Genomic DNA, 23,059 nt, shown 5'->3' with positions numbered 1-23,059 from the left:
ATTCGCTGCCTCGTCACACCCCACGCGTCTCCAAGATCTGGCCCGAGATGCTCGTGGCCCCGCACGTCTCGGCGGCCGCCCGCACCCTGAACCCACCACGGCACCGTCACGAACCCGTCAGGCAGGGCCTCCGCACCCACGAGGGCGGCCCGGCCTTCGTCCGGGAGCCCCGCGAGGAGCTGTTCCTCCTCGCGGTCGGCAACTTCGTCTCCCAGGAGACCTTCTACGAGAGCGGTGAGGAGCGGGACCACCGCTACACCCGCCTCGTCGGGGAACTCGCCGTCCGGGACCCCGACTGGACGGCGAGCCTGCTGCGCTGGCTTCGCGGCGAGGGCAACATGCGCACGGCGTCCCTGGTGGGCGCCGCCGCGTACGTGCGAGCCCGGCTCCAGGCCGGGGTGTCCGCGGGCCCGTCCAACCGGTCCGTGATCGACTCGGTGCTCCAGCGCGCCGACGAGCCCGGCGAGCTGCTCGCCCACTGGATCCCGGCGTACGGGCGGAATGTGCCGCAGCCCGTGAAGCGGGGCATCGCCGACGCCGTGCGCCGGCTGTACACGTCCCGGTCCCTGCTCAAGTACGACACCCCGTCCCAGAGCTTCCGCTTCGGCGACGTGCTCAACCTGGTCCACGCCTCCCCCGACCCGGGAAAGCCCTGGCAGGCCGCGCTCTTCCGGTACGCCCTGGACCGCCGCCACCACCCGGAGCAGGCGGTCCCGCCGGCCTCCGACCACGTGCTCACCGCTCACCGGGAGCTGATGGAGTCGGCCGTGGGGGAGCGGCGGGCGGTGGTGACCGGGCCGGGCGGCCCCGAGCGGCTGGCCGCGGCGGGCATGACCTGGGAGGCCCTCGCGGGCTGGCTCCACGGACCGATGGACGCCGCCGTCTGGGAAGCCGTGATCCCCACGATGGGGCCGATGGCGCTCCTGCGGAACCTGCGGAACTTTGACGAGGCGGGCGTCTCGGACGACGTCGCGGCCCGGGTCGCCGCACGGCTCTCGGACGCCACCGAGGTCGCCCGGTCCCGGCAGTTCCCCTTCCGCTACCTGGCCGCCCACCAGCACGCGCCGTCGCAGCGCTGGGCAGCGGCACTGGAACGGGCACTGGGCCACTCCCTGGCCAACGTACCGTCCCTGCCCGGCCGGACCCTGATCCTGGTGGACCGGTCGGACTCCATGTTCTGGGACACCGTCTCCGAGCGGTCCCGGCTGAGCAGGGCCGACGCGGCGGCCGTGTTCGGTACCGCGCTGGCCGTGCGCGCCGAGCAGGCGGACCTGGTGGAGTTCGGCTGGCGCAGCGCGGTGGTGCCGTTCGAGCCGGGCGAGCCGGTGCTCGAGGTGCTGAAACGGTTCCACAGCCTCGGCGGCACCCACACCACGAAGGCGGTGCGGACCCATTACCGGGAACACGACCGGGTCTTGATCGTCACCGACGAGCAGGCCGCCCCCTACGGCCCCGGCGATCCGACCGAACCGGTCCCGGCCGACATCCCCGTCTACACGTGGAACCTGGCGGGATACCGGCCCGCCCACGGCCCCACGGGCCCCCACCGGCACACCTTCGGCGGCCTCACGGACGCGGCGTTCCGGATGGCCGGCCTCATCGAGGCCGGCCGCGAGGCCGCCTGGCCGTGGACCGCGAACCGGCCTGGTCCCCAGGACACGGCCGGGTAGCGCCTGGCGGGCGGCCGCCCGGAGGCGGATCCCGCTGTCGGCCCCCGTCGGCCAGGAGCCCCGCCGGGGCCGAGGACCACACTGCGGACGTGGTTCCCGCGGGGCGTTCGGTCCCGGTGCACGGCCGGACGGGACGTGCGTCGCGCACGTGAACCGGACCGCCCGCACACCGGCCGGAACCGACCGCCCCCCGCGGTCGTCTTGTGCGCTGACTGTGCACCGAGCAGGGATACGGGGGACGTGGTGACGCGGAACGTGACGAAGGCAGGTCTCATGGCGGTGGCCATGGCGACGGTGCTCGGGGCCTCGGCCTGCGGCGGGGGAGCCGGCGCGGCCGCCGGGGGGAGCGGCGGGAAGCCCTCCGCGCACAGCAGGACGGAGCCGGTGGCACCCTCCGGGGGCGGGGTGTCGTCCGATTCGGAGCCTGCGTCCGCCGGAAGTGTCGCGAAGCTGTCCGGGACCGGGCGGACCGGGGCGTCGTCCCTCACCCGCCATGTGCCGTGGAACCTGGACATCCTGGACCAGCGGTCACGGCCGCTGGACGGGAAGTTCACCACCGGCGCCACGGGCAAGGGCGTTCACGTCTACGTGATCGACACCGGGATGGACATCGGGCACACGGAGTTCGGCGGACGCGCCCACCTCGGCGCCGACTTCGTGGGCCCGAAGGACTCCGGTGACTGCTTCAGCGAGGACGGCGGCGGCCACGGCACGTTCGTCGCGGGCATCATCGGCGGGGCGAGGTACGGGGTGGCGCCCAAGGCCGAGCTCGTACGCGTCCAGGGCATCCTGTGCGAGAGCGACGGCGGCGGTTCCCCCGAGGCGGCCGAGGCGGCTCTGGTGAAGTCGGTCAAGTGGGTGACCGCACACGCGCAGAAGCCCGCGGTGGTGAACATGTCGCTCAACCTCGACCACCGGTCGGCGGCCCTGGAGTCCGCCGTCAAGAAGATGGTCGACGCGGGGATCCCGACGGTGGTGTCGGCCGGCAACTTCCACGACGACGCCTGCGGGCACTCCCCGGCCGGCGTCCCCGGCACCATCGTGGTGGCGGCCTCCACCCCGAACGACCGCGCGTGGAGCGACAACAGCTCCTACGGATCGGACTACGGGCGGTGCGTGGACCTGTACGCCCCCGGCCAGAAGGTGACCGCCGCCCTCGCCGGCGGCGGTACGACCACGGAGAACTACGGCGCGACGTCGTGGGCCGCGCCGCACGCGACCGGCGTGATCGCGCTCTACCTGTCGGCACACCCCCGGGCCACCGCCCACGAGGTCCACGTCTGGCTCGACCGCACGGCCACCCGCGGTGTCCTGCGCGGCGTCCGCTCCGACACCCCCAACCGGCTGCTCAACACCGGCGGCCTCTGACCTGCCCCGGCCGCACGGTCACCGAAGCGCCCAGGTGGCGTGCGCCCACTCGCCGGGTGGGGACACGGGCGGGCAGCCACCGGTGCCCGCGGCCGGCGGCAGCGGACGGCGGCCACGCACGCGGCGGGCCGCCTCCTAGACTGCGGGCATGGATGACACGCGGCTCGACCGGCTCGGGACCGGCAAGTACCTGCTGGTGACCAGCTACCGCAAGAACGGCACCCCCGTCGCCACCCCGGTCTGGGTGGTCCGCAACGGCGGCACCCTCGGCGTGTGGACGGCCGCCGACAGCTGGAAGGTCAAGCGGATCCGGCGCCGTGCCGACGTCCTCGTCGGCCCCTGCGACCTGCGCGGCAACCCCACCGGCGACCAGCTGCCGGCCACCGCCGAGATCACCGACCCGGCCACCACCCACCGCTACCGGACCCTCATCGCCCGCAAGTACGGCATCCTCGGCCGCCTCACCCTGCTGGGCAGCCGGCTCCGGCGCGGCCTGGACGGCACGGTCGGCATCCGGGTGACCCTCGCGGAATGAGAGCCACCCGGACGCCGGCGGAGTGGGGGCCACCCCGGATGCCGGTGCGGTGGGGGCCACCGGGATCCCGGTGTCCTACGACGCGTCGCGCACCGAACCCGCCAGTTCGAGGCCGCCGGTCTGCGGCTCCCCGGTCTGCGGGTCGACCTGCCGGAACCGCACCGACTCCGTGGCCTCCCGGACGCGGTCCTTCACCGTCGGCAGGGTGATGTCGGCGCTGGTGCGTCCCGCCGGGACGTCCACCCACAGATAGAGCCCGGACAGCTTGGACAGGGGACGCTCGGGGTCGGGCCTCTCCCCGGTCATGTCCCGCAGCCAGCCCGCCGGGACGTCCTTGGTGGACAGCTCCGGAGCGGTGGCCGGCGCGACCGCGAACAGCGCGCCCATGTCGACGTCCACCGCCTCCGACAGCGACAGCCGCCACTTCAGCGACTGTCCCTCGGTCACCTCGCCGGCGACGGGCGTCACGGTCATCCTGGGTGCCGGATCGTCGTCGTGGACGGTGATCCCGCCCCGGTAGGAACCGACGACCGCACCGCGGACCGCCTTCACCAGCACGTCGTACGACACGTCGGTGCCGTAGCGGGTGTTGCCCTTCACCTCGACCGGCACGTCGATGTCCCGGCCGCCCGGACGCACCGTCACCAGCCGGTCCGTGGCCTTCCCGGTGGCCGGGTCGACGACGTACACCCGGACCTGGCCGCTGCCGCCCCGGCCCGTCACCCGGACGGGCACCCGATAGGTCCGCACACCGGAGTCACCCTCGTCCACGGTCCTCCGGCCGATGTCCACACGCGGCAGCGCGTCCGTCCGCACCGCGGGCGTCCCGGGCCGCCAGCCCCACGCGTCCATCAGCCACGCCCGCCCGGACCCCGAACGCGGCGTCAGCTCCAGGGACTTGACCGAGCGCAGATCGAGCCCGGCGCGGCCGGCCCCGGTCAGCGGCACGCGGATCTCCTGCGCCCAGTAGGAGGCGGTCCGCTCACTGCCGGGCAGCCCGGCGGGCCTGATCCGGCCGAGCTTCGCCTTCTTGCCGGAAGCGTCGGTCAGCGACACGTCCATCTGCGCGGCCCCGGAGTTCGGCGGCACGAACAGCCGCAGCGCCAGCGCCTTCGCCCCGGACAGGGACACCGGCTTCTTCGCGGTCACCCGGGCCGGGGTGCCGGCGCGCGTCCAGCGCAGCGCGATCGCGTGCCGGCCCGCCTCCCGGTCGGTCTCCCACTGCGCGAAGTGCGGAGAGGCGCCCTTGGCACCCGTCCCCAGGCACGTCCTGGCCGGGCTCGGGTCCACCGCGGAGCACAGCCTGCCGCCGGTCACCGACACCCCGCCGTCCGGCAGGAACCCACCGCCCCGGCGGGCCCCCACCGCATGGCTGAGCACCCGGGCCGGGTCCGCCGACGGCGCCCGCTTCCCGGAACCGTCCAGCAGCGGACGCACCCGGTCGTCCCCGGCGAGGAACAGCCGTGCCGCGGCGGCGATGTACGTCGAACCGGCACGGTGCTGCTGGTCGGCGGTGAGCCGGGTCGGGGCCCGCTTGCCGCACACCGGGTCGTGGTGCTGCGGGTCGTCGGAGAAGTCGTCCTCGGCGGGCGCCGCGGCCTGCCCCGGCGTCCACTCCGAGTTGAAGAAGTTGTGGTTGGCGCCGAGCACGTACACCGCGCTGTGCAGCGCGGTGCCGTTGCCGACCCCGCGGGTGCCGTCGACGTACACCTCGCCCTGGAGGTCGGAGACGTCGCCGTCGCAGCCCGGCAGGATGGTCGTCGACGGCACGTCCGGTACCGGGTTCTGACCGAAGACGGTCGGGCCGATGAGGACGGTGCCGCGGATGTTCCAGCGCACCGGCCCGTGGTAGCCGTCCTGTTCGGCGGGCGGCGGGGCGAGGCTGTCGAGCGCGGCCCGGTTGACGCCCTCGCCGCCCCGCGAGTGGCCGACCAGCAGCACCCGCGACAGGTCGGCGCGGGGTGCCTCACGGACCGCCTTCGGCGCGGTCTCGGGGTGCTCGGCCCAGTCGGCCCAGTGGGCCAGGTGCAGCCGCACCAGCGACGACCGGGCCTGCGCACCGCCGTCCTCGGCCGCGAAGTCCTGCCCGTTGATCCCGTTGGCCGAGATCGACACGGTCACATAGCCCTGGGAGGCGAGCAGCTTCTGGTCCCGCAGGTAGCCGCGGTGACTGGGCACCGGCTTGGTACCGGCCGGGCAGGGCCAGGTGCCGGTGACGTCCTCGCGCCCCTTGTAGCAGGTGACGTGCCGGCCGTGCAGGAACAACGCCAGCGGGCGCTTGCCGGACGCGCCGACCGGGGCGACGACCACCGCGCGCATCTCCACCGGTGCCGGGAAGTCCGGCAGCCGGACCGACTTCAGCGCGTACTCGCCGGTCTCGGTACGGTACGCGCCCGGCTTGCCCGGGTCCACGGCGTTCGCCGGCAGCGGCGCCGGCAACCGGGCCGCCGACGCGGCTCCGGAGGCCTCCCGCGTGTCCAACCGCCGTCCGCCGGACCACACTTCCAGCCCGCGCAGGGCGGCGGGCCGCCGCCCGTCGAGCGGCAGCCGGAACGTGTGCCCGTCCGCGCCCGGTCGCGGCACGCCCAACAGCTGTCCTGCCGCGCGGAATTCGACCCGCGCGTCCCCCATCGGCACCCGCCGGTCCGACCGCCACACCAGCTGCGGCGCCGAGCCCCCGCCGGCCAGCCGCCACCCCGACGGCAGCGGCGCATCGCCGTCGGCCGCCGACACGCCTGTGCCGCCGGGGGGTTGGGCGTGGGCGACTGCCACCCCCGGGGATGCCGCCGCCACCGCGAGTAACGCGGCGGCGGCCATCCATATGCGCCGGGCACGGACCACAGTTCCTCCTCGAACCCCGACCTCGGACGTCCCGGCCCTCCCGGGCGCCCCTCGCTCCCGGAGGATGGAAAGCGGGGACCGTGGGTTGCCTGTGAAGGTGAGGTGATCGATCACACCGGGAACTGGAGGGGGCGGATCCGGCCGGGTGCGTGGAGGCCTTCGAGACCGGACGGCCCGTCGCCGTACGGGAGGTGTGCTCGCGCCGCTGTGGCGGCGCCGACGGGGCGGGGAGGGCGGCAGGGGGCTGTGCTCAGCGGGGTGCGGCGGTCAGGTCCACGCCCGGTACGGCTCGTCCAGCAGCTGGAAGACCGGCTCGCCGCGCACCGGGTCCTTGGCCGTGGACAGCCGCACCCGGTCGCCGCTGTGGATCCCGACCGGCGGGCCCATGACCCGGCCCCGGACGACGAACCCCTCGGCCATCTCTATCAGCGACACATTGCGCGCCGCCGGCGTGTTGCGGTGCACCACGGTGGAGTGGCGGACCGTGCCGACGCCCTCGCTGCGCTCCGTGCGCAGCTCGCTGCCCTGGCAGACCGGACACAGCAGCCGGTGGTACATCGCGGTGCCGCACCAGGTGCAGCGCTGGAAGTGGATGGCGTCCTTGGAGTCCGCGGCGGCGGGATCGAGCACACCCGCCGCGGAACCGGCCGCCGGATGCGAGGTGCTTGCTGAGTGGTGGTACACGCTGGTCAACTCCCTGCGCTCGGCCGGAATCCCGCGTGCCCGGCGCGGACCGCGCACGCGTGTGCACGGTTGCCGTGCCACCGCGCACGCCGACAGGGTATGGCACTGAGTGTCACTCGTAAAGGCACTGCGTACCCAGAATTGTGTCGGCCGGCCCTCGTCCCAGGGTCAGGCGCGGCCGAGCACCGTCTCCAGTTCCTGCACCACCCGCCACAGCGGGGCGTCCCGGCGGGACACCAGTACGACCACGTCGTCCGGCTGCCCCGTCGCGGCGCCGGCACCGGCGTGGCCGGCCCACGCGGCCGCCGCGGCGGGGGCTGCCGCCCGGACGGTCTCCGTGGGAGGGGCCGTAGCCGCTGGGGGCGCGGCCGGGGCGGCCGTCGAGCGGCCGAACGTCATCTGCACGTACCCGAGGGCGTGGTCCACCGCCGTGCCCGGGTCACCCTTGCCGTCCGACCGCAGCCAGGAACGCAAGGCGTTGTTGTGCGCGGCGACGACCGCGGCCGCGATCACGTCGGCGCGCAGGGTCCCGTCGGGCCGCCCCGCGAACCGCGCGCGCAGGTACTCGGCGAGCGCGCGCTCGTAGCGCCACACCACCGACAGCTCGTAGGCGCGCAGGCCCGGCACCTTCCGGGTGAGGCGGTAGCGCTGCACGGAGAAGGTCGGGTTCTCGGCGTACATCCGCAGCACCAGCCGGGCCGCGTCGCACACCCGCCGTACCGGCTCGTGCTCGGGGCCGCCCGCCGCGAGGAAGGCGGTCATCTCGGCCAGACAGCGCTCGTGGTCGGGGAAGACCACGTCCTCCTTGGAGGGGAAGTAGCGGAAGAACGAACGCCGGCCGACCCCGGCCAGGGCCACGATGTCGTCCACCGTGGTCTGCTCGTACCCGCGTTCCAGGAAGAGCCGGAAGGCCGCCGCCACCAGGGCGTCCCGGATCGGCGGCTTCGCGGCCGGCACCGCGCTGCTGGAGCTCATGAACGGGAACGTAGCACCCGGACCGGGCTCGTGACACTCAGTGCAGCGAGAGTGCGCTCACGAGGGAACTGAGTGCTTCCGTTCGTACCGTGTCGTCATCGCGTCCCCGTGGACCCACCGCGGAGGACCTCGGACCCGGCACTCCTCGCCAGGGGCGGCGAAGAGCCCCGGCACCCTGCGGCGTAACCTTTCTCCGCCACCGCCACCGCCACCGCCACCGCCGTAGTCGCAGCCGGTACCGCCCCGAGGAGCCCCATGCCCGCCGCCCGCCCCCGACTGCTGTACGTCACCGACCTGGCGTACCAGGCCCGCGGGCGCCGCTACTGCGACGAGGACATCCACCTCACCTCCCGGCTGCGCGCCCACTTCGACCTGGCCCTGTGCCATCCGCTGGACGCGGCGGCCCTGATGGACGGCTTCGACGCCGTCGTCGTCCGCAACAGCGGACCCGTCCTCGGCCACCAGAAGGCGTACGACGACTTCCGCGCCCGGGCGCTCGCCGCCGGCACCCCGGTGTACAACCCGCTCACCGGGAAGGCCGACATGGCCGGCAAGCAGTACCTGCTCGATCTGACCGCCGCCGGCTACCCCGTCATCCCGACCGTCGACCGGGTCGAGGACCTGGACCGGCTGCCGGCCGCCGCCCGCTACGTGGTGAAGCCGAAGTTCGGCGCGGACTCCCTCGGCCTGCGGATCGTCCCCGGCAGCCGCCTCGCCGGGCACACCGCCGGGGACGTCCTGATCCAGCCCTGTGTCGACTTCGCCTACGAGGTGTCCTTCTACTTCGTCGACGACGACTTCCAGTACGCCCTGTACGCCCCCGATCCCCGGCGCCGCTGGGAGCTGAAGCCCTACACGGCGACCGCGGCCGACCTGGAGTTCGCGCGCCGGTTCATCGACTGGAACGACCTCGGTCACGGCATCCAGCGCGTCGACGCCTGCCGCGCCCCCGACGGCGGCCTGCTGCTGGTCGAACTGGAGGACCTGAACCCCTACTTGTCCCTGGACGCGCTGGAGGAGGAGGCCAGGGACGCCTTCGTGACCGCGTTCACGGCGTCCCTGAGCCGGTTCGCGCAGGGAGCGCTCAGCCCGGCCCGGCCCTGACCCGCCGGCGCGCTCAGGGCGGTCACCGCCGTTCCGTCGGTCACGAGGGTCGTGGGACCTGGTGCGTGAGGAAGAGCGGAGGAGGGGTACCGGGCCGCTGAACGCGGTGGCGACGGCCGCCGTATCTGAGCGCGGGGCCGTGGAAGCCCCCGTGACCGAGGGACGGAAGGAGAGCCAGGTGCCGACACCGCCCGACCCCCAACAGCCGCCACCGGGACCGGTCCTGGAGCCCATGGGACCGGTCCTGGAGCCCATCCGGGTCGTGCGGCTCCGCCATTTCGACGCCCTCGCCGAGCTGATGCGCGACTTCCGGCCCGATCCGGCGGCGCCCGGCCCGGCGACGCCCGACTCGGCGAAGCCCGGCCCGGTGGGGTACGAGCCGCTCGCCGAGGTCCGCACCCGGCAACTCCCGCCCGCACCCACCGCCGGTCCCGCCACGGCCACCCCCGAATTCCGCCCAGGGCGGCGTCGGGCCGTCGTCGCCGTGGCCGTCGCGGCGGCCGCGCTCGTCGGGTTCGGCGGCGCCCTGCTGCTCCCCGGCCGCCAGCAGGCCGCCGCCACCGCCCGTCCGGCCCCGTCCGCGTCCTCGGCCCCGTCCGCCTCCTCGGCCGGCGCGGCCACACAGGCCCCGCCCGCCACCGCGCCGGCTCCACCGGCCCCCGGCGCGTCGACCGCCGCGACCGACCCCGACGGCCCGGGCGTCCTCCGCCAGGGCGACACCGGCCCCGACGTCACCGACCTCCAGCAGCGCCTGCTGCGCATCCCGGACGTCTACCGCGGAGGCTCGACCGGCGGCAGCTACGACGCCACGCTCACCGAGGCCGTGGCCCGCTTCCAGCTCTGGTACGGCATCAGCGGCGACGAGAGGGGCGTCTACGGCGACGACACGCGCCGTGCGCTGGAGTCCCGCACCGGCTTCGGCGACGATGCTTGAGCGGACGGAACCGAGCGGCGACGGACGGGAGTGCAGCGGCATGGCGGACGAGAGCGGTACGCGCGGCCGGGCGGGGGAGCCGAACGCCTTCTTCCATCGGCTCGACCCGGACATGTGCGTGGTCACCGCAGTGGCGGGCGGCGAGCGCTCCGGCTGCCTCGTCGGGTTCGCCTCGCAGTGCTCCCTCCAGCCGCCCCGGTTCGCCGTGTGGCTCTCCAAGGTCAACCACACCTACCGGGTCGCCCGCGCCGCCCAGTACCTCGCCGTCCATCTGCTCACCCGCGACCAGCGGGACCTCGCGGAACTCTTCGGTGGCGAGACGGGCGACGAGACCGACAAGTTCGTCGGGCTCGACTGGCGGGAGGAGCACGGCGGCGCCATCGTCCTCCAGGACGCGGCGGCCTGGTTCGTCGGCACCATCCTGCACCGCACCGACGGCGGTGACCACGTGGGTTTCGTGCTCGACCCGGTCCAGTGGGGCGAGGGGAGGGGCGGGCCGCTGCTGCGGCTCTCCGACTCCGTCACCATCGACGCGGGCCACCCTGTCGACCCTGTCGACTGAACGGCCCGTACCGGTCCGGGCTGCGCCGTCAGCCGTGTGCCGCGCCCTCCGCCGCGTCCTGCACCCCCTCCAGGGGCATCCGGATGTCCAGCACGCACACGTCGTCCCGCCGTTCGTCCGCCAGCAGCGTCGCGAGCAGCGCCTCCAGGGAGCCGGACCCGCCGGAGCCGTGCGCGCGCACCGCCTCGGACAGCCGGTCGAAGCCCGCGTCGAGGCCCTCGCCGGGGCGTTCGACCAGGCCGTCGGTGTAGAGCAGCAGCCGGTCACCGGGTTCCAGCCGCAGTTCCAGCGACTCGTAGGCGGGCGAGGACATCGCGCCGAGCAGCATGCCGCCGGGCCGGTCGAGGAAGCGCACCTCGCCCCGGCGCACCAGCAGTGGCGGCGGGTGCCCGGCCTGGGCCCAGGCCAGGACCTGCCGTTCGGGGTCGTAGCGGGCCAGCACCATGGTGGCGGTGGTCTGGCTGTCGCGGGAGTGCAGCAGCAGCTGGTTGAGCCGCGCCAGCGCCCCGGTGAGCGAGGAGCCGGTGCTGACCATGCCCTTCGCGGTGAACCTGAGCTGGGCCATGGTGGCCACCGCGTCGATGCCGTGGCCGGCCACGTCACCGACCACGAACAGCGCGTCCGAGTCGGGCAGTTCGATGGCGCTGAACCAGTCGCCGCCGACGTGGATGCCGGACTGCGCGGGCAGGTAGGCGACCTCGACGCGCAGCCCGGCCAGCCGGACCGGCTTGCTCGGCAGCGGCAGCAGGGCGTGCTGCAGCCGGGCCGCCAGGGCCCGCTCGGCCTGGAGGACGCCGCGCTGCAGGAGCATCGCGCGTTCGCTCTCCACCAGCGCGAGCTCCGCGCTGCGCTGCGCGGTGAGGTCCTGCACGAAGCTGTGCACCTCGACCGGGGTCCCGTCGGGCGAGGTGACGGCCTCCGCGACCATCCGCAGATGCCGGACTCCGGCGGGCGCCTCGACGCGGAACGGCACGTCGAACGGCTGCCCGTCGCGGACCAGTCCGTCGATCGCGCGGGTCAGCGGCCCGGTGTCCTCCGGCACGACCAGGCCGGGCAGCTCCTCCAGCGGCACCGGCCCCTGCCCGGGGCGCCGGCCGAGCACGGCGTACGTCTGCGCGGCCCAGGACGCCTCCCGGGTGAGCAGGTTCCAGTTCGCCCAGCCCAGGTTGCCGAGCCGCTGCACGTCGGCGAGGCGCTGCTCCTGCCGTTCCACCGGGTCGTGCCGCAGCCAGGTCACCACCAGGCCCTCGCCGAGCGGGGCCGCCCGCACCGAGTAGGTGGCGGTCACGGGCACGTCGCCGACCACGTCCTGGTAGGCGAACGGCTCGCCCTCGAAGGGGCGTCCGGTCCGCAGCGCCCGCAGATAGCCCTGCCACAGCGGTTCGCCCGCGACGGACGGGTAGCTCTCCAGGATGTGCGAGCCGACCATCTCCCGGCCCGTCCGGCCGAACACGTCGACCGCCTCCGGGGTGGCGGCGTCGATGCGGTAGTCCTCCACCTCGCCGGAGGGGGCGCGCAGCGGGGTCAGCAGGATGGCCGCGCCCGGCAGCGCGTCGAACACCGCCTGCACGGTCTGGGCGACATCGCCGGGCGCCCCGCTCCGCGGGCTGTCGAGGGCGCGCAGGCGGCCCGCGCAGAGCCGGGCCACGGCCCGCAGCAGCTCCCGCTCGCGCGGCGTGAACGGCCCGGCCTGCCGGCGCAGCACCCCGAGGGCGACGTGGGCGGCGTCCCCGGCCGGCACGGGCAGCCAGACCCGGCTGAGCCACCGCTCCGGGGCGTCCCCGATGAGCAGGTACCGGGTGCGGTCCGCGGTGAGGTCCTCCAGCCAGACCGGTTCCCCGGACCGTACGGCGTCCAGCGCGGCCATGCCGGTCAGCGGGGGCATGTGGCGCCACTGGGCGGCGAGGGCGGGCTCGATTCCGGCGTACCCGATGAGCCCCAGGCCGCCCTCGGGCAGCCGCTCGTACAGCATGACGGCGTCGGCGCCCGCCTCGGGCGCCAGGTGGCTCAGCAGGCAGCCGGCCAGTTCGTACGGCGAGCCGACCGGGACCAGGTCACGGCCGATGCGGCCGAGTACGTCCGCCAGGTCCGTGGTACCGGCCGGCGGGATCCCGGCGGAGCCGGAGCGGCCGTCGGGGGTGGCGGAGCCGAGGGGGGCGAGGGCGGCGGAGCCGAGGGCGGGGGGCGGTGGCGTGGCCGGGGCGGCGGGCTGTGTCCTGGGCGGCAGGGCACCCAGGGTGAGCCAGCACTGTTCGAGGAGGGTGCGGTTGCCGTCCCGGGCGCGCTGGGCCAGCTCCTCGTGGGCCGCGTTCGGGGTGCAGCCGGTGACGGCCATCAGCACGCCCGTGGCCCGCTCCAGCACCGCCGAGGTCGCGGCCAGGTCGCGCAGCCGTTCCACCTCCGCACGCTGCCGGGCGACGACCTTGGCCAGCGCCGCCAGATCTGCGCTGGCGTCGCGGTCCACCGGAGGCAGGGGCTCGCTCGTCACCCGTTGAGCATTGCACACATGGGGCCGTCCGATCACTCGTCTGCCGGGTCGCGATTCCCGTGACCTTCGGAGAGGCGCCCCGGAGGGGGCCGCCGCAGGTCGGGAGGGGGTCAGCGGCCCGTGCCGCGTCCGGCCAGGGCCTCGCTGACCGCTCGGACGCTGCGCGCGATGTGCTGGAGCTGGAGCACCTCCGCCGCGTACAGCTTGATCGTGTGTTCGATCACCGATTCGGGCAGTCCGAGGACGGGCAGTTCGGCCCGCGCGGTCTGCAGGGCGGTCCGTGCGACCCGGATCTCCTGCTGCACCTGGATCTGCGCGTGCCGGGCGAGCAGGACCGGGTGCCGGATGAGCACCGGATAGCTGGCGTAGCGCGCCGGGATCAGTTCGCGCAGCCACTTGGCCGCCGAGCGCTCCCAGTCGTACGAGCCCGGCGTCTTGACCTGACAGGGCCAGTCGGGACTGATGCGCGTGCTGGTCAGGGGCATGATCATCGCTTCCGGTGTGCGGCGTCGGAGGGTGGTCGACGGTTCGGGGCGGTCCCGGTCTAGGGGATGACCGGGACCGCCACGGGCGGGTCGCGCAGACGACACGCCCCGGTACACCCCGGGCGCCGACGTGGGTAGGGGACGGCGTTCAGGGTGTCCGTGCGGGGCCCCGGACGCGGGGAACCGGCACTGCGTCCGCCGAGCAGTATTTATATATGCCGAGTGGTTTGCAAGACGTATGAAAACATTCATGCGCGATATGCGGTGAATCATCCCCGTCCAGGCGGTGGACGACCGCAAGATCTTCACGGATGCCCGGCGCGGCCGGAAGGATCCGCCGCCCGGTGTGCTCAGTCCCTGAGGAAGAACTGGTGCTGCTCGGAGAGCTGTTCGTACTTCTCCAGCCGGCCCTGGGTGCGCTCCGGATCGGCGTCGGTCATGGCCTGGAGCAGCGCCGCGGCCAGCACGCCGGGCGCGGCGTAGGAGTCGAACACCAGCCGGGAGCCGGTGCCGGTGGCGAAGGTGATGTCGGCCTCGTCGGCCAGCGGCCCGAGCGCCAGGTCGGTCACCAGCGCGACCTTCAGGCCCGCCCCGCGCGCCACCCGGACGGCGTGGAGCGTCTCCTGGGAGTGCCGGGGCATGGCGAAGGCCAGCACCCAGCTGCCGCCGGCCTCACGGGACTGCAGCAGCGCGTCGTAGGCCACGCTGCCGCCGCGGGTCACCAGCCGCACGTCCGGGTGGATGCGGCGGGCGGCATAGCCGAAGTACTCGGCGAGCGACACCGAGATCCGCAGGCCCAGCACGGTCAGCGGGGTCGAGCGGGACAGCTCGCGGCCGACGCGGATGACCCGGTCGGGGTCGGCGAAGTCCCGCCGCAGGTTCTCCAGGTTCGCGATCTCGGCGTCGACGGCGGCCTGCAGCTCGTTCGCCCGGTCCTCCTCGCCCGGCCCGCCGGCCAGGCTGCTCAGCGCGATCGACTGGAGTTTCTCGCGCAGCGCGGGGTAGCCGCTGAAGCCGACGGCACCGGCGAAGCGGGTCACCGAGGGCTGGCTGACCCCGACCCGGTCCGCCAGCTCGGTGATCGACAGGAACGCGGCCTCGGTGATGTGCTCGATCAGGTACTGGGCGATGCGCCGCTGCCCCGGCGACAGACGCGGCCCGTCGAAGAGCTCCCGCAGCCGGGAGGTCGGGGCGGCCTCGGCCTGGGGCACCGTCTTGCCCGACGTGATCGCTGACGCCTGTGCGCGTGCCTGCTGCGGCGAGGGCACCGGTCGGCCTCCTTTGTCTGCCACGATCACTCAACATAGCTCACCGACCGCCGTGACCAGCGGGTTGGAGCAGCGGCATCACCTCCGGTACAGGCTGATGGAGCGGCCCACCGAGTCGACCGGCCGGCTGCTCGCGATCAGCTCGGCGAGCCGCCCGCGCGCCTTGGCGACGGCGGAGTCCGACACCACCAGCAGTCCGTGCACCCGGCCGGGCGGCACGGTCCGCGGATCGGCGGCGTGGATGCCGTAGTACGACGGCACCCCGCTGCCCTTGTAGACCAGCCACACCCGCTCGCCCGGGTACCGCTCCCGGAGCCGGTCGGCGAGCCGGCCCAGGTCCTGACCCCAGTCCACGTTCGAGTCGTGCAGCAGCCGGTGCGTGTGCGCCGGCCCGCCGAACGCCTCGTTCGCGTACGGCAGGTAGTACGGGAACGTCCGCACCGAACTCACCGCCACCCACAGCATCAGCGCGCCCGTCAGCAGCCCGGACCAGCGACGGCGCGGCGTGGGCACACAGGCCGCGGCCACCGCGCAGAACACCGGCACGAACAGTGCGTACCGGGTGCCGAAGTCCCGCGATCCCGTCATCGCCGCCGCCAGCAGGACCGCCGGCGGCAGCAGCAGGTACGGCGCCGCTGGGCGCAGCCGGCGCCGCGCCACGACCGCCACGGCACCGGCCGCGCCCAGCGCCAGCAGCCCCAGCGGGGTCTTCACCAGCAGGGCGGCCGGCAGGTAGTACCAGAGCGAACCGGTGTACAGGTGCCCGAACAGGTACCCCTGCCAGGGGAGGTCCTCCAGCCCGAACTGCACCCGCATTCCCGCCCGGTACGCCCGCGGCACCGGCAGCAGCTCCACCAGCCGTCCCCGCGGCCCGTGCACGGCCGGCACCGGCTCGGCGGGCAGGAACCGCAGCCGCGGGTCGACGGCCAGGTACACGGCCCACACGACGACGACCGCGACGACCGCCACGACGACGGCGCCCACGAGCGCCCCCGCGGCCCGTCGTTCCGCGAGCCGCCGCAGGACCGCCCGGGCGGAGCGGAGAGGGCCGGAGAGGGGCGGGCCGGAGAGGGAAGGGCCGGAGGGAGAACGGCCGGAGGGAGAGCGGCCGGAGGGAGAACGGCCGAGGGAGAGGGGCCGGGGCAAGGAAGGCCGGCCGGAGGGGAAGAGCCGGGACAGGGAAGGCCGGCCGGAGGGGAGGGGCCGCGGCAGGGAAGGCCGGGGCGGGAAAGGCGGTGGCGGCCGATGCGCGGTCCACGCGGAGACCGCCGCCAGGCCCATCACCACCGGCACCGCCGGCAACGCGCTCATCTTGGTCGCCACGGCCGCGCCCAGGGCCGCACCCGCGAGCGGCAGGTAGAGCACCGGGCGGCGCCGGGCCCGCCAGGCGAGCCAGGCCGAGGTCAGGACGGAAGCGGCCGCCGGCAGGTCCAGTGTGGCCAGCGAACCGTGGGCGATCACATCGGGGGAGAAGGCGTACAGGGCGAGCGCGGCCGACCCGGCCGCCGTACCCGCCAGGTCCCGGGCGAACGCGAAGACCACCAGCCCGCACAGCAGCGTCAGCGCGATCACCGGCAGCCGCGCCCACAGCATCAGCCGCCAGGGGTCGTTGCCCGAGGCGTACAGCAGATGCCGTCCCACCTCGCCCTGGCTGCCGGTGTACGACGGGTCGTAGTGCGGGGCCGCCACCGCCACCCCGGCCGCGATCAGCAGCTTCCCGAGCGGCGGATGCTCGGGGTTGTAGCGCAGCCGGTGCTCGCGCAGGTAGTCGGTGGCCGTCGCGACGTACACCGGCTCGTCGATCGTGGGGGTCTGCTGGACCGCCGTGGTGACCATCGCCGCGGCCATCTGCGCCAGCAGCAGGACGACCAGGAGCGGCACCAGCCACCGCCGGTGCCGGCGCAGCGGCGCGTACCGGCCGGCCGGGACCTGCCGTACCGGCCGCGCGGGAGCCTCCGAGGTGAGGACCGGGTGCTGTTCGTGCGCCATCATCCGCCCAGCGGCTGCACCCGCCCTGCGGTGGCCGGAGGGCGCGGGGACCTGATCATGGCCCTACTGTCGCACCGTTCCCGCCGCCGCGGCCGTCACCGCCGCACGAGTCCTACCGACAGACCTTCTGCCGTGTACACCGGTACGGCCCGCAGCCCCCCGGAGTTCACCTCGATCCGCTCGAACCGTCCGGCAAGCCTCGGCGCGGCGAGGACCGGCAGCGTGCTGCCCGCGGCCGGCGGCCGTTCGGCGTCCAGTCGCAGCACCAGCACCGCCGCGCCGCCGAGCAGCGCCCGGTGCCCGGCCGTCAGCGGCGCCTCGCCACCGGCCCGCACGGTGACCTCCAGCGTGCCCGCCTCCTGGGTGTAGGCGCCGCGGACCCGCAGCCGCCGGGCCACCCGCAGCGTGCCGCCCGTCACGCGCACCTCCCCGTGGCCGAGGGCGTCCTCGGACCCGGCCGCCAGCGTGCCCCCGGCCAGCACGGTGCCGCCGGTGTACCGGTTGCGGCCGGTCAGCGTCAGCGTGCCCGTGCCCCGCTTGGCCAGCCCGCCGCGCCCGTCGATGTCGTTGCGCCAGCTGTCGGCCGCCGAGAAGCCGCCGTCCGCCGCGTCCATGGTGACGGTGACGTCCGTGTCGAAGGCGCCGTAGCCGTCCGCCGCCGCGAACAGGTCCAGCCGCCCCCACTGCTCGAACCCGTCGAGCAGCGCGAACCCGGAGGGCAGCCCGGTGGTGCGCAGGACCTCCCGGCGCTGGTCCGCCGTCAGGTAGGGCAGCCGGGTCTCCAGCAGCACCTCCGCGCCCTTCGGCACGGTCAGCGGCAGCTCGCGGCCCTGCCGGGGCAGGACGTACGTCAGCCGGTGCCGCACCGCGCGCCGGTTCGCGGCCCGGTCGCCGTAGGGGTCGCCGGCCGGGTGGGCGTAGGCGTACAGCGTGTCGGCGGTCGTGCCGGTCCGCTCCGTGAGGTAGGCGAGCGCCTGGGCGCGGGCGGCGGCCTTCAGCGCGGCGTTGGCCGGGTCGGCGAGCGCGGCCGCGGCGAGCGCGGTGGCCATGATCCGGCCCCCGACGACGTCCACCGGGTGGTGCATGCCGGCCGTGATCCGGGTGTGGCTCAGCTCGAACGCCCGCGTCACCAGCTCCTGGAACCGCTCCGGCACGGCGTACGCGTACGCCAGCGCGGCCAGGTGGAAGGCGTTGGTGTGGCCGCTGGGGAAACCGCCGTCGTCGGCGGGGGAGGTGCCGCGCTGGCGCAGCAGCTGCGGGGCCACGACCACCTCGGACTCGTACACGGGGAACCCGAACGCGTCCGTCCGGCCGGTGTCCACGACCTCGCTGTCCCCGGTCAGCCGCCACGGCCGCGGGTACTGGTAGGCGTACTTGGCCGGGTTGCCGGAGGCGTACGGGCCGCGCACCGTGTCGACCAGTTCGGCGACCTTGCCCAGCGCCGAGTCGTGCGCGCCGGCGCCGAGGGCCGAGCCCGCCGGGGCGTTCGCGGGCACCGTGTCGCTGACCGGGGCCGCCGGGGTGCCGTCGGGCGCGCTGGTGATGGAGGTGACCGCCTTCGCGCCCGTCCGGTACGGGTCGGCCAGCGGGCCCAGGCCGGCGATCAGGGCGTGGCTCTGGTGCTGGCGGTCGTAGACGAACGCCTCCTTGGCCTCGGCGTCGGTGCGGCCGGCGGTGACCCGCGCGCAGTAGCGCAGGTCGGCGCGCAGGATGTCGGGGCGCAGCGGGGTGCCGGAGTGCCAGTCGGGCCCGGTCTTCCAGAGCCGGGCGAAGCCGTCGAGGACGCGGACCACCGCGTTCGTCTCGGGCGTGAGGTTGGCCGGGGTGTTGGTCCGGTAGTCGTCGACGAACGCGGCCGGGCCGGTCGCGGCCTTCGCGTCGGCCACGGGCAGCCAGACGGCGGCGGCCGGCACGGTGAGCACACCTGCCGAGGCGGCCAGCGAGGTGGTGAGGAACCCGCGCCGGTTCGGAACGAGGGTGCGGTGCCCGGCGGTTGACGGCATGCCTGTGCCTCTCGGAAAGGGGTCCCGGCAACGCACATGCCGCTGTGCGGACTTGTGCGGTTCCGGGAGAAGCGGTGGAGCGGGAGGACGAACGGGTGCATGTCTAGGGCCGGTTCGTGTCCGGTCGGGGAGGGCCCGGCGACGGGTGGGTGTGCGACGGGTGAACGCGCCGCCGCGAGGCACACGACCGAACGCGGATCCCCGCGCCCCCCGCACCCCCGTGCTCAGCGCGGCACGTCGGTCCCAGCGCCCCGCACCCCCCGTGCGTCAGCGCAGCACGTCGGCCGGTACGACCAGGTCCGCGCGCTCCCGTGTCGTCGCGACCAGGTCGGCGTTGCGCTGGTCGGTGCCCCGGACCCAGGCCACGGCCGCCGTGTGCTCCTTGCCGAACTCCTCGTGCCGGGCGACCAGTCGGCGGATCCGTTCCTCCTCGTCGACCTCGCAGAACCACACCTCGTCCAGGCACGGCCGCACCCGCGCCCACGAACCCTCCTGCAACAGCAGGTAGTTGCCCTCGGTCACCACCAGCCGGGCCTGTGGCGGCACCGGGATCGCGCCGGCGATCGGCTGCTCCAGCACCCGCTCGAAGCCCGGCGCGTACACCACGTCGTCGGTCTCCTCGCGCAGCCGCCGCAGCAGCGCCGCGTACCCGCCCGCGTCGAAGGTGTCCGGCGCGCCCTTGCGGTCCCGGCGGCCCAGCCGGTCCAGTTCGACGTCGGCTAGGTGGAAGCCGTCCATGGGCACGTGCGCCGCCCAGGGCGGGCCGTCCCCGTTGAGGGCGGCCACCAGCCGCTCGGCCAGGGTCGTCTTGCCCGCGCCGGGGCTGCCCGCGATGCCGAGCAGGGCCCGCCCGCCGTCCCGGGGCAGGGCGCGGGCGCGGAGGAGGAGGTCGTCGAAGGTCAGCGGCACACAGCAGAGTGTGTCACCGCCCGCCCGCGCGGTATGTGGCGTGCGCCACTCACTGGAGTGCTCCGGACGGGGAACAGTCCCCGGTATGAGTCAGCTCGGTCTGCCCGACACCATCCAGGCCTGCCTGTTCGACCTCGACGGGGTCGTCACCAAGACGGCCATCGTGCACGCGGCGGCGTGGAAGGAGACGTTCGACGCCTTCCTGCGCGCCTACGAGGGCGAACAGGGACGGCCGTTCGACGCCGTCGCCGACTACGACGAGTACGTCGACGGCCGCCCCCGCGCCGACGGCGTCCGCGCCTTCCTCGCCTCGCGCGGCATCCACCTGCCCGAGGGCGGCCCCGACGACCCGCCGGACGCCCGCACCGTCCACGGTCTCGGCAACCGCAAGAACGAGCTGCTGCTGGAGCGGATCCGCACCGGCGGGGTCGAGGCCTACGAGGGCACCCTGCGCTATCTGGAGGCGGTCCGCGCCGAGGGTCTGCGCACCGCGATCGTCTCCTCCAGCGCCAACTGCCGCGACGTGCTGCGCTCCGTCGGCGCCGAGCACTTCTTCGACGTACGCATCGACGGTGTGGTGGCCGCCCGGCGGAACCTGCCGGGCAAGCCGCACCCCGACACCTTCCTCGCCGCCGCCCGGGACCTGGGCGTGGAGGCGTCCCGCGCGGCCGTCTTCGAGGACGCGCTGGCCGGCATGGACGCGGGCCGCGCGGGCCGCTTCGGATACGTCGTGGGCGTGGACCGGGTGGGCCAGACCGACGCGCTGTACGCGCACGGCGCCGACATCGTCGTGAAGGACCTGGCCGAACTCGGAGGCAAGCAGTGATCACCGACCGGTCGTACGCCGTCGAACCGTGGACCGTCCGGGAGACCGCGCTCGACCTCGACGTCCTCGCCCAGAGCGAGTCGGTGTTCGCCCTCTCCAACGGACACGTCGGCTGGCGCGGCAACCTCGACGAGGGGGAACCGCACGGGCTGCCCGGCAGCTACCTCAACGGCGTCCACGAGGTCCACCCCCTGCCGTACGCGGAGGCCGGCTACGGCTACCCGGAGTCCGGGCAGACCGTCATCAACGTCACCAACGGCAAGATCCTGCGGCTGCTCGTGGACGACGAGCCCTTCGACCTGCGCTACGGCCGGCTCGTCGCCCACGAACGCGTCCTCGACCTGCGCCGCGGGGTGCTGGAGCGGACCTGTGAGTGGACCTCGCCGGCCGGCTCCACGGTCCGGGTGCGCTCCACCCGGCTGGTGTCGCTGACCCAGCGGGCGATCGCCGCCGTCGCCTACGAGGTGGAGGCCGTCGGCGACCGCAGCCGGGTGGTGATCCAGTCGGAGCTGGTCGCCAACGAGAGCCTGCCCGAACCCGACGGCGACCCGCGCGCGGCGAGGGCCCTGAAGTCACCGCTGGAACAGGAGGACGGCTTCGCCGCCGGCAACCGGCTGCGGCTGGTGCACCGCACCCGGCGCAGCGGGCTCCGGGTCGCCGTGGCCGCCGACCACGTCGTCACCGGCCCCGAACGCACCACCACCAGCAGTGAGAGCGGCATCGACGTCGCCCGGCTCACCGTCACCTCCGTGCTGGAGCCCGGCCAGACGCTGCGGGTGGAGAAACTGGTCGCGCACGGCTGGTCCGGCACCCGGTCGCTGCCCGCCATGGCCGACCAGGTCGACGCCGCGCTCGCCGCCGCGGGCCATGACGGCTGGCAGGGCCTGCTCGACGGCCAGCGGTCCTGCCTGGACGACTTCTGGGCCCGCGCCGATGTCGAGGTGGAGGGCGACGAGGAGATCCAGCAGGCCGTCCGCTTCGCGCTGTTCCACGTCCTGCAGGCCGGTTCCCGCGCCGAGCAGCGCGCCATCCCGGCCAAGGGACTGACCGGCTCCGGCTACGACGGACACGCGTTCTGGGACACCGAGATGTTCGTGCTGCCCGTCCTCACCCACACCGCGCCCGCCGCCGTCGCCGAGGCGCTGCGCTGGCGCCACCACACCCTGGACGAGGCCCGCGAACGCGCGGTGCAGCTGGGGCTGGCCGGGGCCGCGTTCCCCTGGCGGACCATCGCGGGACCGGAGGGCTCCGCGTACTGGCCGGCCGGCACCGCCGCCTTCCACGTGAACGCCGGCATAGCCGACGCCGTCGTCCGCTACGTCGAGGCCACCGGCGACACCGCCTTCGAGCGGGAGACCGGCGTGGAGCTGCTGGTCGAGACCGCCCGGCTGTGGCGGTCGCTGGGCCACCACGACACCCACGGCGTCTTCCACCTCGACGGCGTCACCGGCCCCGACGAGTACAGCGCGGTCGCCGACGACAACACGTACACCAACCTGATGGCCCGCCAGAACCTGCGCGCCGCGGCCGACGCCGTGGAGCGCCATCCGGCCGAGGCGCGGCGGCTCGGCGTCGACGAGGAGGAGAGCGCGGCCTGGCGGGACGCCGCCGACGCCATGCACATCCCCTACAACCCCGAACTCGGCGTCCACGAACAGCACGCCGGGTTCACCCGCTACCAGCGCTGGGACTTCGAGGGCACCCGCCCCGACCAGTACCCGCTGCTGCTGCACTTCCCGTACTTCGACCTCTACCGCAAGCAGGTCGTCAAACAGGCCGACCTGGTGCTGGCCATGTACACCTGCGCCGACTGGTTCGAGGAGGAGCACGACGAGGAGCAGATCGCCCGGAACTTCGCCTACTACGAGCCGCTGACCGTCCGCGACTCCTCGCTGTCCGCCTGCTGCCAGGCCGTCATCGCCGCCCGGACCGGCCACCTGGACCTCGCCTACGCCTACACCGCCGAGGCCGCGCTGATGGACCTGCACGATCTGGAGCACAACACGCGGGATGGGCTGCACATCGCCTCGCTCGCGGGCACCTGGATGGCGCTGGTCGCGGGCTTCGGCGGCATGCGGCGCGCCGGCGACCGGCTGCGGTTCGCGCCCCGCCTGCCCGAGCGGCTGCGCCGGCTCGCCTTCCACGTCCAGTTCCGCGGGCGCCGGCTGCGCGTGGACATCGGCGCGGACAAGGTGACGTACGCGCTGCTGGACGGGCCGCCGCTGACGCTGAGCCACCACGGCGAGCTGCTGGAGGTCGCCACCGACGAGCCGGCCGTCCGGGCGGTACCGCCGGTGATCCGCCGTCCGGCCCCCGAACAGCCGCCGCACCGGGCGCCGAACAGCGGCTGAACCGGGCGCCCCACAGCGCTGAACCGGGCGCCGGACAGCTGCTGTCCGGCGCCCGTCGCATTGGCCC

Annotated in this window: 17 protein-coding genes; 8 read left to right on the top strand and 9 right to left on the bottom strand. The window is 74.6% G+C overall.

Translation table 11 applies throughout. The features are described 5' to 3' along the window. Nucleotides 1–47 precede the first annotated feature (47 nt). The 3 genes from IEZ20_RS22760 to IEZ20_RS22750 all read left to right on the top strand — a co-directional run bounded on the left by IEZ20_RS22760 (nucleotide 48) and on the right by IEZ20_RS22750 (nucleotide 3,573). Complete coding sequence (locus IEZ20_RS22760) at nucleotides 48–1,670, top strand: TROVE domain-containing protein (protein WP_189301642.1); 1,623 nt, start codon at nucleotides 48–50, stop codon at nucleotides 1,668–1,670. Between the two features lie 255 nt (nucleotides 1,671–1,925). Next, nucleotides 1,926–3,038, top strand: coding sequence for a S8 family peptidase (locus tag IEZ20_RS22755; protein ID WP_229896204.1), 1,113 nt, complete (start codon nucleotides 1,926–1,928; stop codon nucleotides 3,036–3,038). 148 nt (nucleotides 3,039–3,186) lie between these two features. Continuing rightward, nucleotides 3,187–3,573 (top strand): PPOX class F420-dependent oxidoreductase, encoded by a 387-nt coding sequence (locus IEZ20_RS22750; RefSeq protein ID WP_189301640.1) that lies wholly within the window; start codon nucleotides 3,187–3,189, stop codon nucleotides 3,571–3,573. Between the two features lie 75 nt (nucleotides 3,574–3,648). On the opposite strand, the gene IEZ20_RS22745 is transcribed toward IEZ20_RS22750, so the two are convergent. The 3 genes from IEZ20_RS22745 to IEZ20_RS22735 form a co-directional block, all read right to left on the bottom strand. Next, a complete protein-coding gene (locus IEZ20_RS22745; protein ID WP_373303960.1) occupies nucleotides 3,649–6,390 on the bottom strand; it encodes an alpha/beta hydrolase family protein in 2,742 nt (913 codons plus the stop codon). A gap of 291 nt (nucleotides 6,391–6,681) precedes the next feature. Next, on the bottom strand, nucleotides 6,682–7,098 hold the full coding sequence (locus tag IEZ20_RS22740) for a Zn-ribbon domain-containing OB-fold protein (protein WP_189301636.1): 417 nt from the start codon (nucleotides 7,096–7,098) through the stop codon (nucleotides 6,682–6,684). 168 nt (nucleotides 7,099–7,266) lie between these two features. Then, on the bottom strand, nucleotides 7,267–8,073 hold the full coding sequence (locus IEZ20_RS22735; RefSeq protein ID WP_189301634.1) for a TetR family transcriptional regulator: 807 nt from the start codon (nucleotides 8,071–8,073) through the stop codon (nucleotides 7,267–7,269). A gap of 255 nt (nucleotides 8,074–8,328) precedes the next feature. On the opposite strand from IEZ20_RS22735, the gene IEZ20_RS22730 reads away from it, so the two are divergent. The 3 genes from IEZ20_RS22730 to IEZ20_RS22720 all read left to right on the top strand — a co-directional run bounded on the left by IEZ20_RS22730 (nucleotide 8,329) and on the right by IEZ20_RS22720 (nucleotide 10,673). Next, complete coding sequence (locus IEZ20_RS22730; protein WP_189301632.1) at nucleotides 8,329–9,177, top strand: ATP-grasp domain-containing protein; 849 nt, start codon at nucleotides 8,329–8,331, stop codon at nucleotides 9,175–9,177. Nucleotides 9,178–9,355: 178 nt separating this feature from the next. After that, nucleotides 9,356–10,111 carry a peptidoglycan-binding domain-containing protein gene (locus IEZ20_RS22725; protein WP_373303959.1) on the top strand — a complete coding sequence of 252 codons (756 nt, stop codon included), beginning with the start codon at nucleotides 9,356–9,358 and terminating at the stop codon, nucleotides 10,109–10,111. A 40-nt stretch (nucleotides 10,112–10,151) separates the two neighbouring features. Continuing rightward, the gene (locus tag IEZ20_RS22720) at nucleotides 10,152–10,673 is read left to right on the top strand and encodes a flavin reductase family protein (protein WP_189301629.1); all 522 of its coding nucleotides are present in this window, start codon (nucleotides 10,152–10,154) and stop codon (nucleotides 10,671–10,673) included. A gap of 28 nt (nucleotides 10,674–10,701) precedes the next feature. Here IEZ20_RS22720 and IEZ20_RS22715 read toward each other — a convergent pair whose 3' ends face one another. The 6 genes from IEZ20_RS22715 to IEZ20_RS22690 all read right to left on the bottom strand — a co-directional run bounded on the left by IEZ20_RS22715 (nucleotide 10,702) and on the right by IEZ20_RS22690 (nucleotide 19,815). Beyond that, nucleotides 10,702–13,161: a SpoIIE family protein phosphatase gene (locus IEZ20_RS22715; RefSeq protein WP_189301627.1), complete on the bottom strand. Its 2,460-nt coding sequence runs from the start codon at nucleotides 13,159–13,161 to the stop codon at nucleotides 10,702–10,704. 110 nt (nucleotides 13,162–13,271) lie between these two features. After that, nucleotides 13,272–13,652, bottom strand: coding sequence for a hypothetical protein (locus IEZ20_RS22710; RefSeq protein ID WP_189301625.1), 381 nt, complete (start codon nucleotides 13,650–13,652; stop codon nucleotides 13,272–13,274). Nucleotides 13,653–13,996: 344 nt separating this feature from the next. Beyond that, nucleotides 13,997–14,914, bottom strand: coding sequence for a MurR/RpiR family transcriptional regulator (locus tag IEZ20_RS22705; RefSeq protein WP_189301622.1), 918 nt, complete (start codon nucleotides 14,912–14,914; stop codon nucleotides 13,997–13,999). 78 nt (nucleotides 14,915–14,992) lie between these two features. Further along, nucleotides 14,993–16,906 carry a phospholipid carrier-dependent glycosyltransferase gene (locus IEZ20_RS22700; RefSeq protein WP_189301620.1) on the bottom strand — a complete coding sequence of 638 codons (1,914 nt, stop codon included), beginning with the start codon at nucleotides 16,904–16,906 and terminating at the stop codon, nucleotides 14,993–14,995. Between the two features lie 92 nt (nucleotides 16,907–16,998). Beyond that, the gene (locus tag IEZ20_RS22695; protein ID WP_189301608.1) at nucleotides 16,999–18,906 is read right to left on the bottom strand and encodes a phosphatase PAP2 family protein; all 1,908 of its coding nucleotides are present in this window, start codon (nucleotides 18,904–18,906) and stop codon (nucleotides 16,999–17,001) included. Nucleotides 18,907–19,173: 267 nt separating this feature from the next. Next, nucleotides 19,174–19,815 carry a nucleoside/nucleotide kinase family protein gene (locus IEZ20_RS22690; RefSeq protein ID WP_189301606.1) on the bottom strand — a complete coding sequence of 214 codons (642 nt, stop codon included), beginning with the start codon at nucleotides 19,813–19,815 and terminating at the stop codon, nucleotides 19,174–19,176. Between the two features lie 85 nt (nucleotides 19,816–19,900). On the opposite strand from IEZ20_RS22690, the gene IEZ20_RS22685 reads away from it, so the two are divergent. Beyond that, complete coding sequence (locus IEZ20_RS22685) at nucleotides 19,901–20,641, top strand: HAD family hydrolase (protein WP_189301603.1); 741 nt, start codon at nucleotides 19,901–19,903, stop codon at nucleotides 20,639–20,641. Further along, nucleotides 20,638–22,992, top strand: coding sequence for a glycoside hydrolase family 65 protein (locus tag IEZ20_RS22680; protein WP_189301601.1), 2,355 nt, complete (start codon nucleotides 20,638–20,640; stop codon nucleotides 22,990–22,992). Before IEZ20_RS22685 ends, IEZ20_RS22680 begins: the two co-directional genes overlap by 4 nt. Nucleotides 22,993–23,059: the final 67 nt, after the last annotated feature.

Source organism: Streptomyces cinerochromogenes (assembly GCF_014648635.1).
GTDB lineage: Bacteria > Actinomycetota > Actinomycetes > Streptomycetales > Streptomycetaceae > Streptomyces > Streptomyces cinerochromogenes.
Note: the sequence above shows the minus strand (reverse complement) of the source record. Positions and strands in the feature narration are given on the sequence as shown.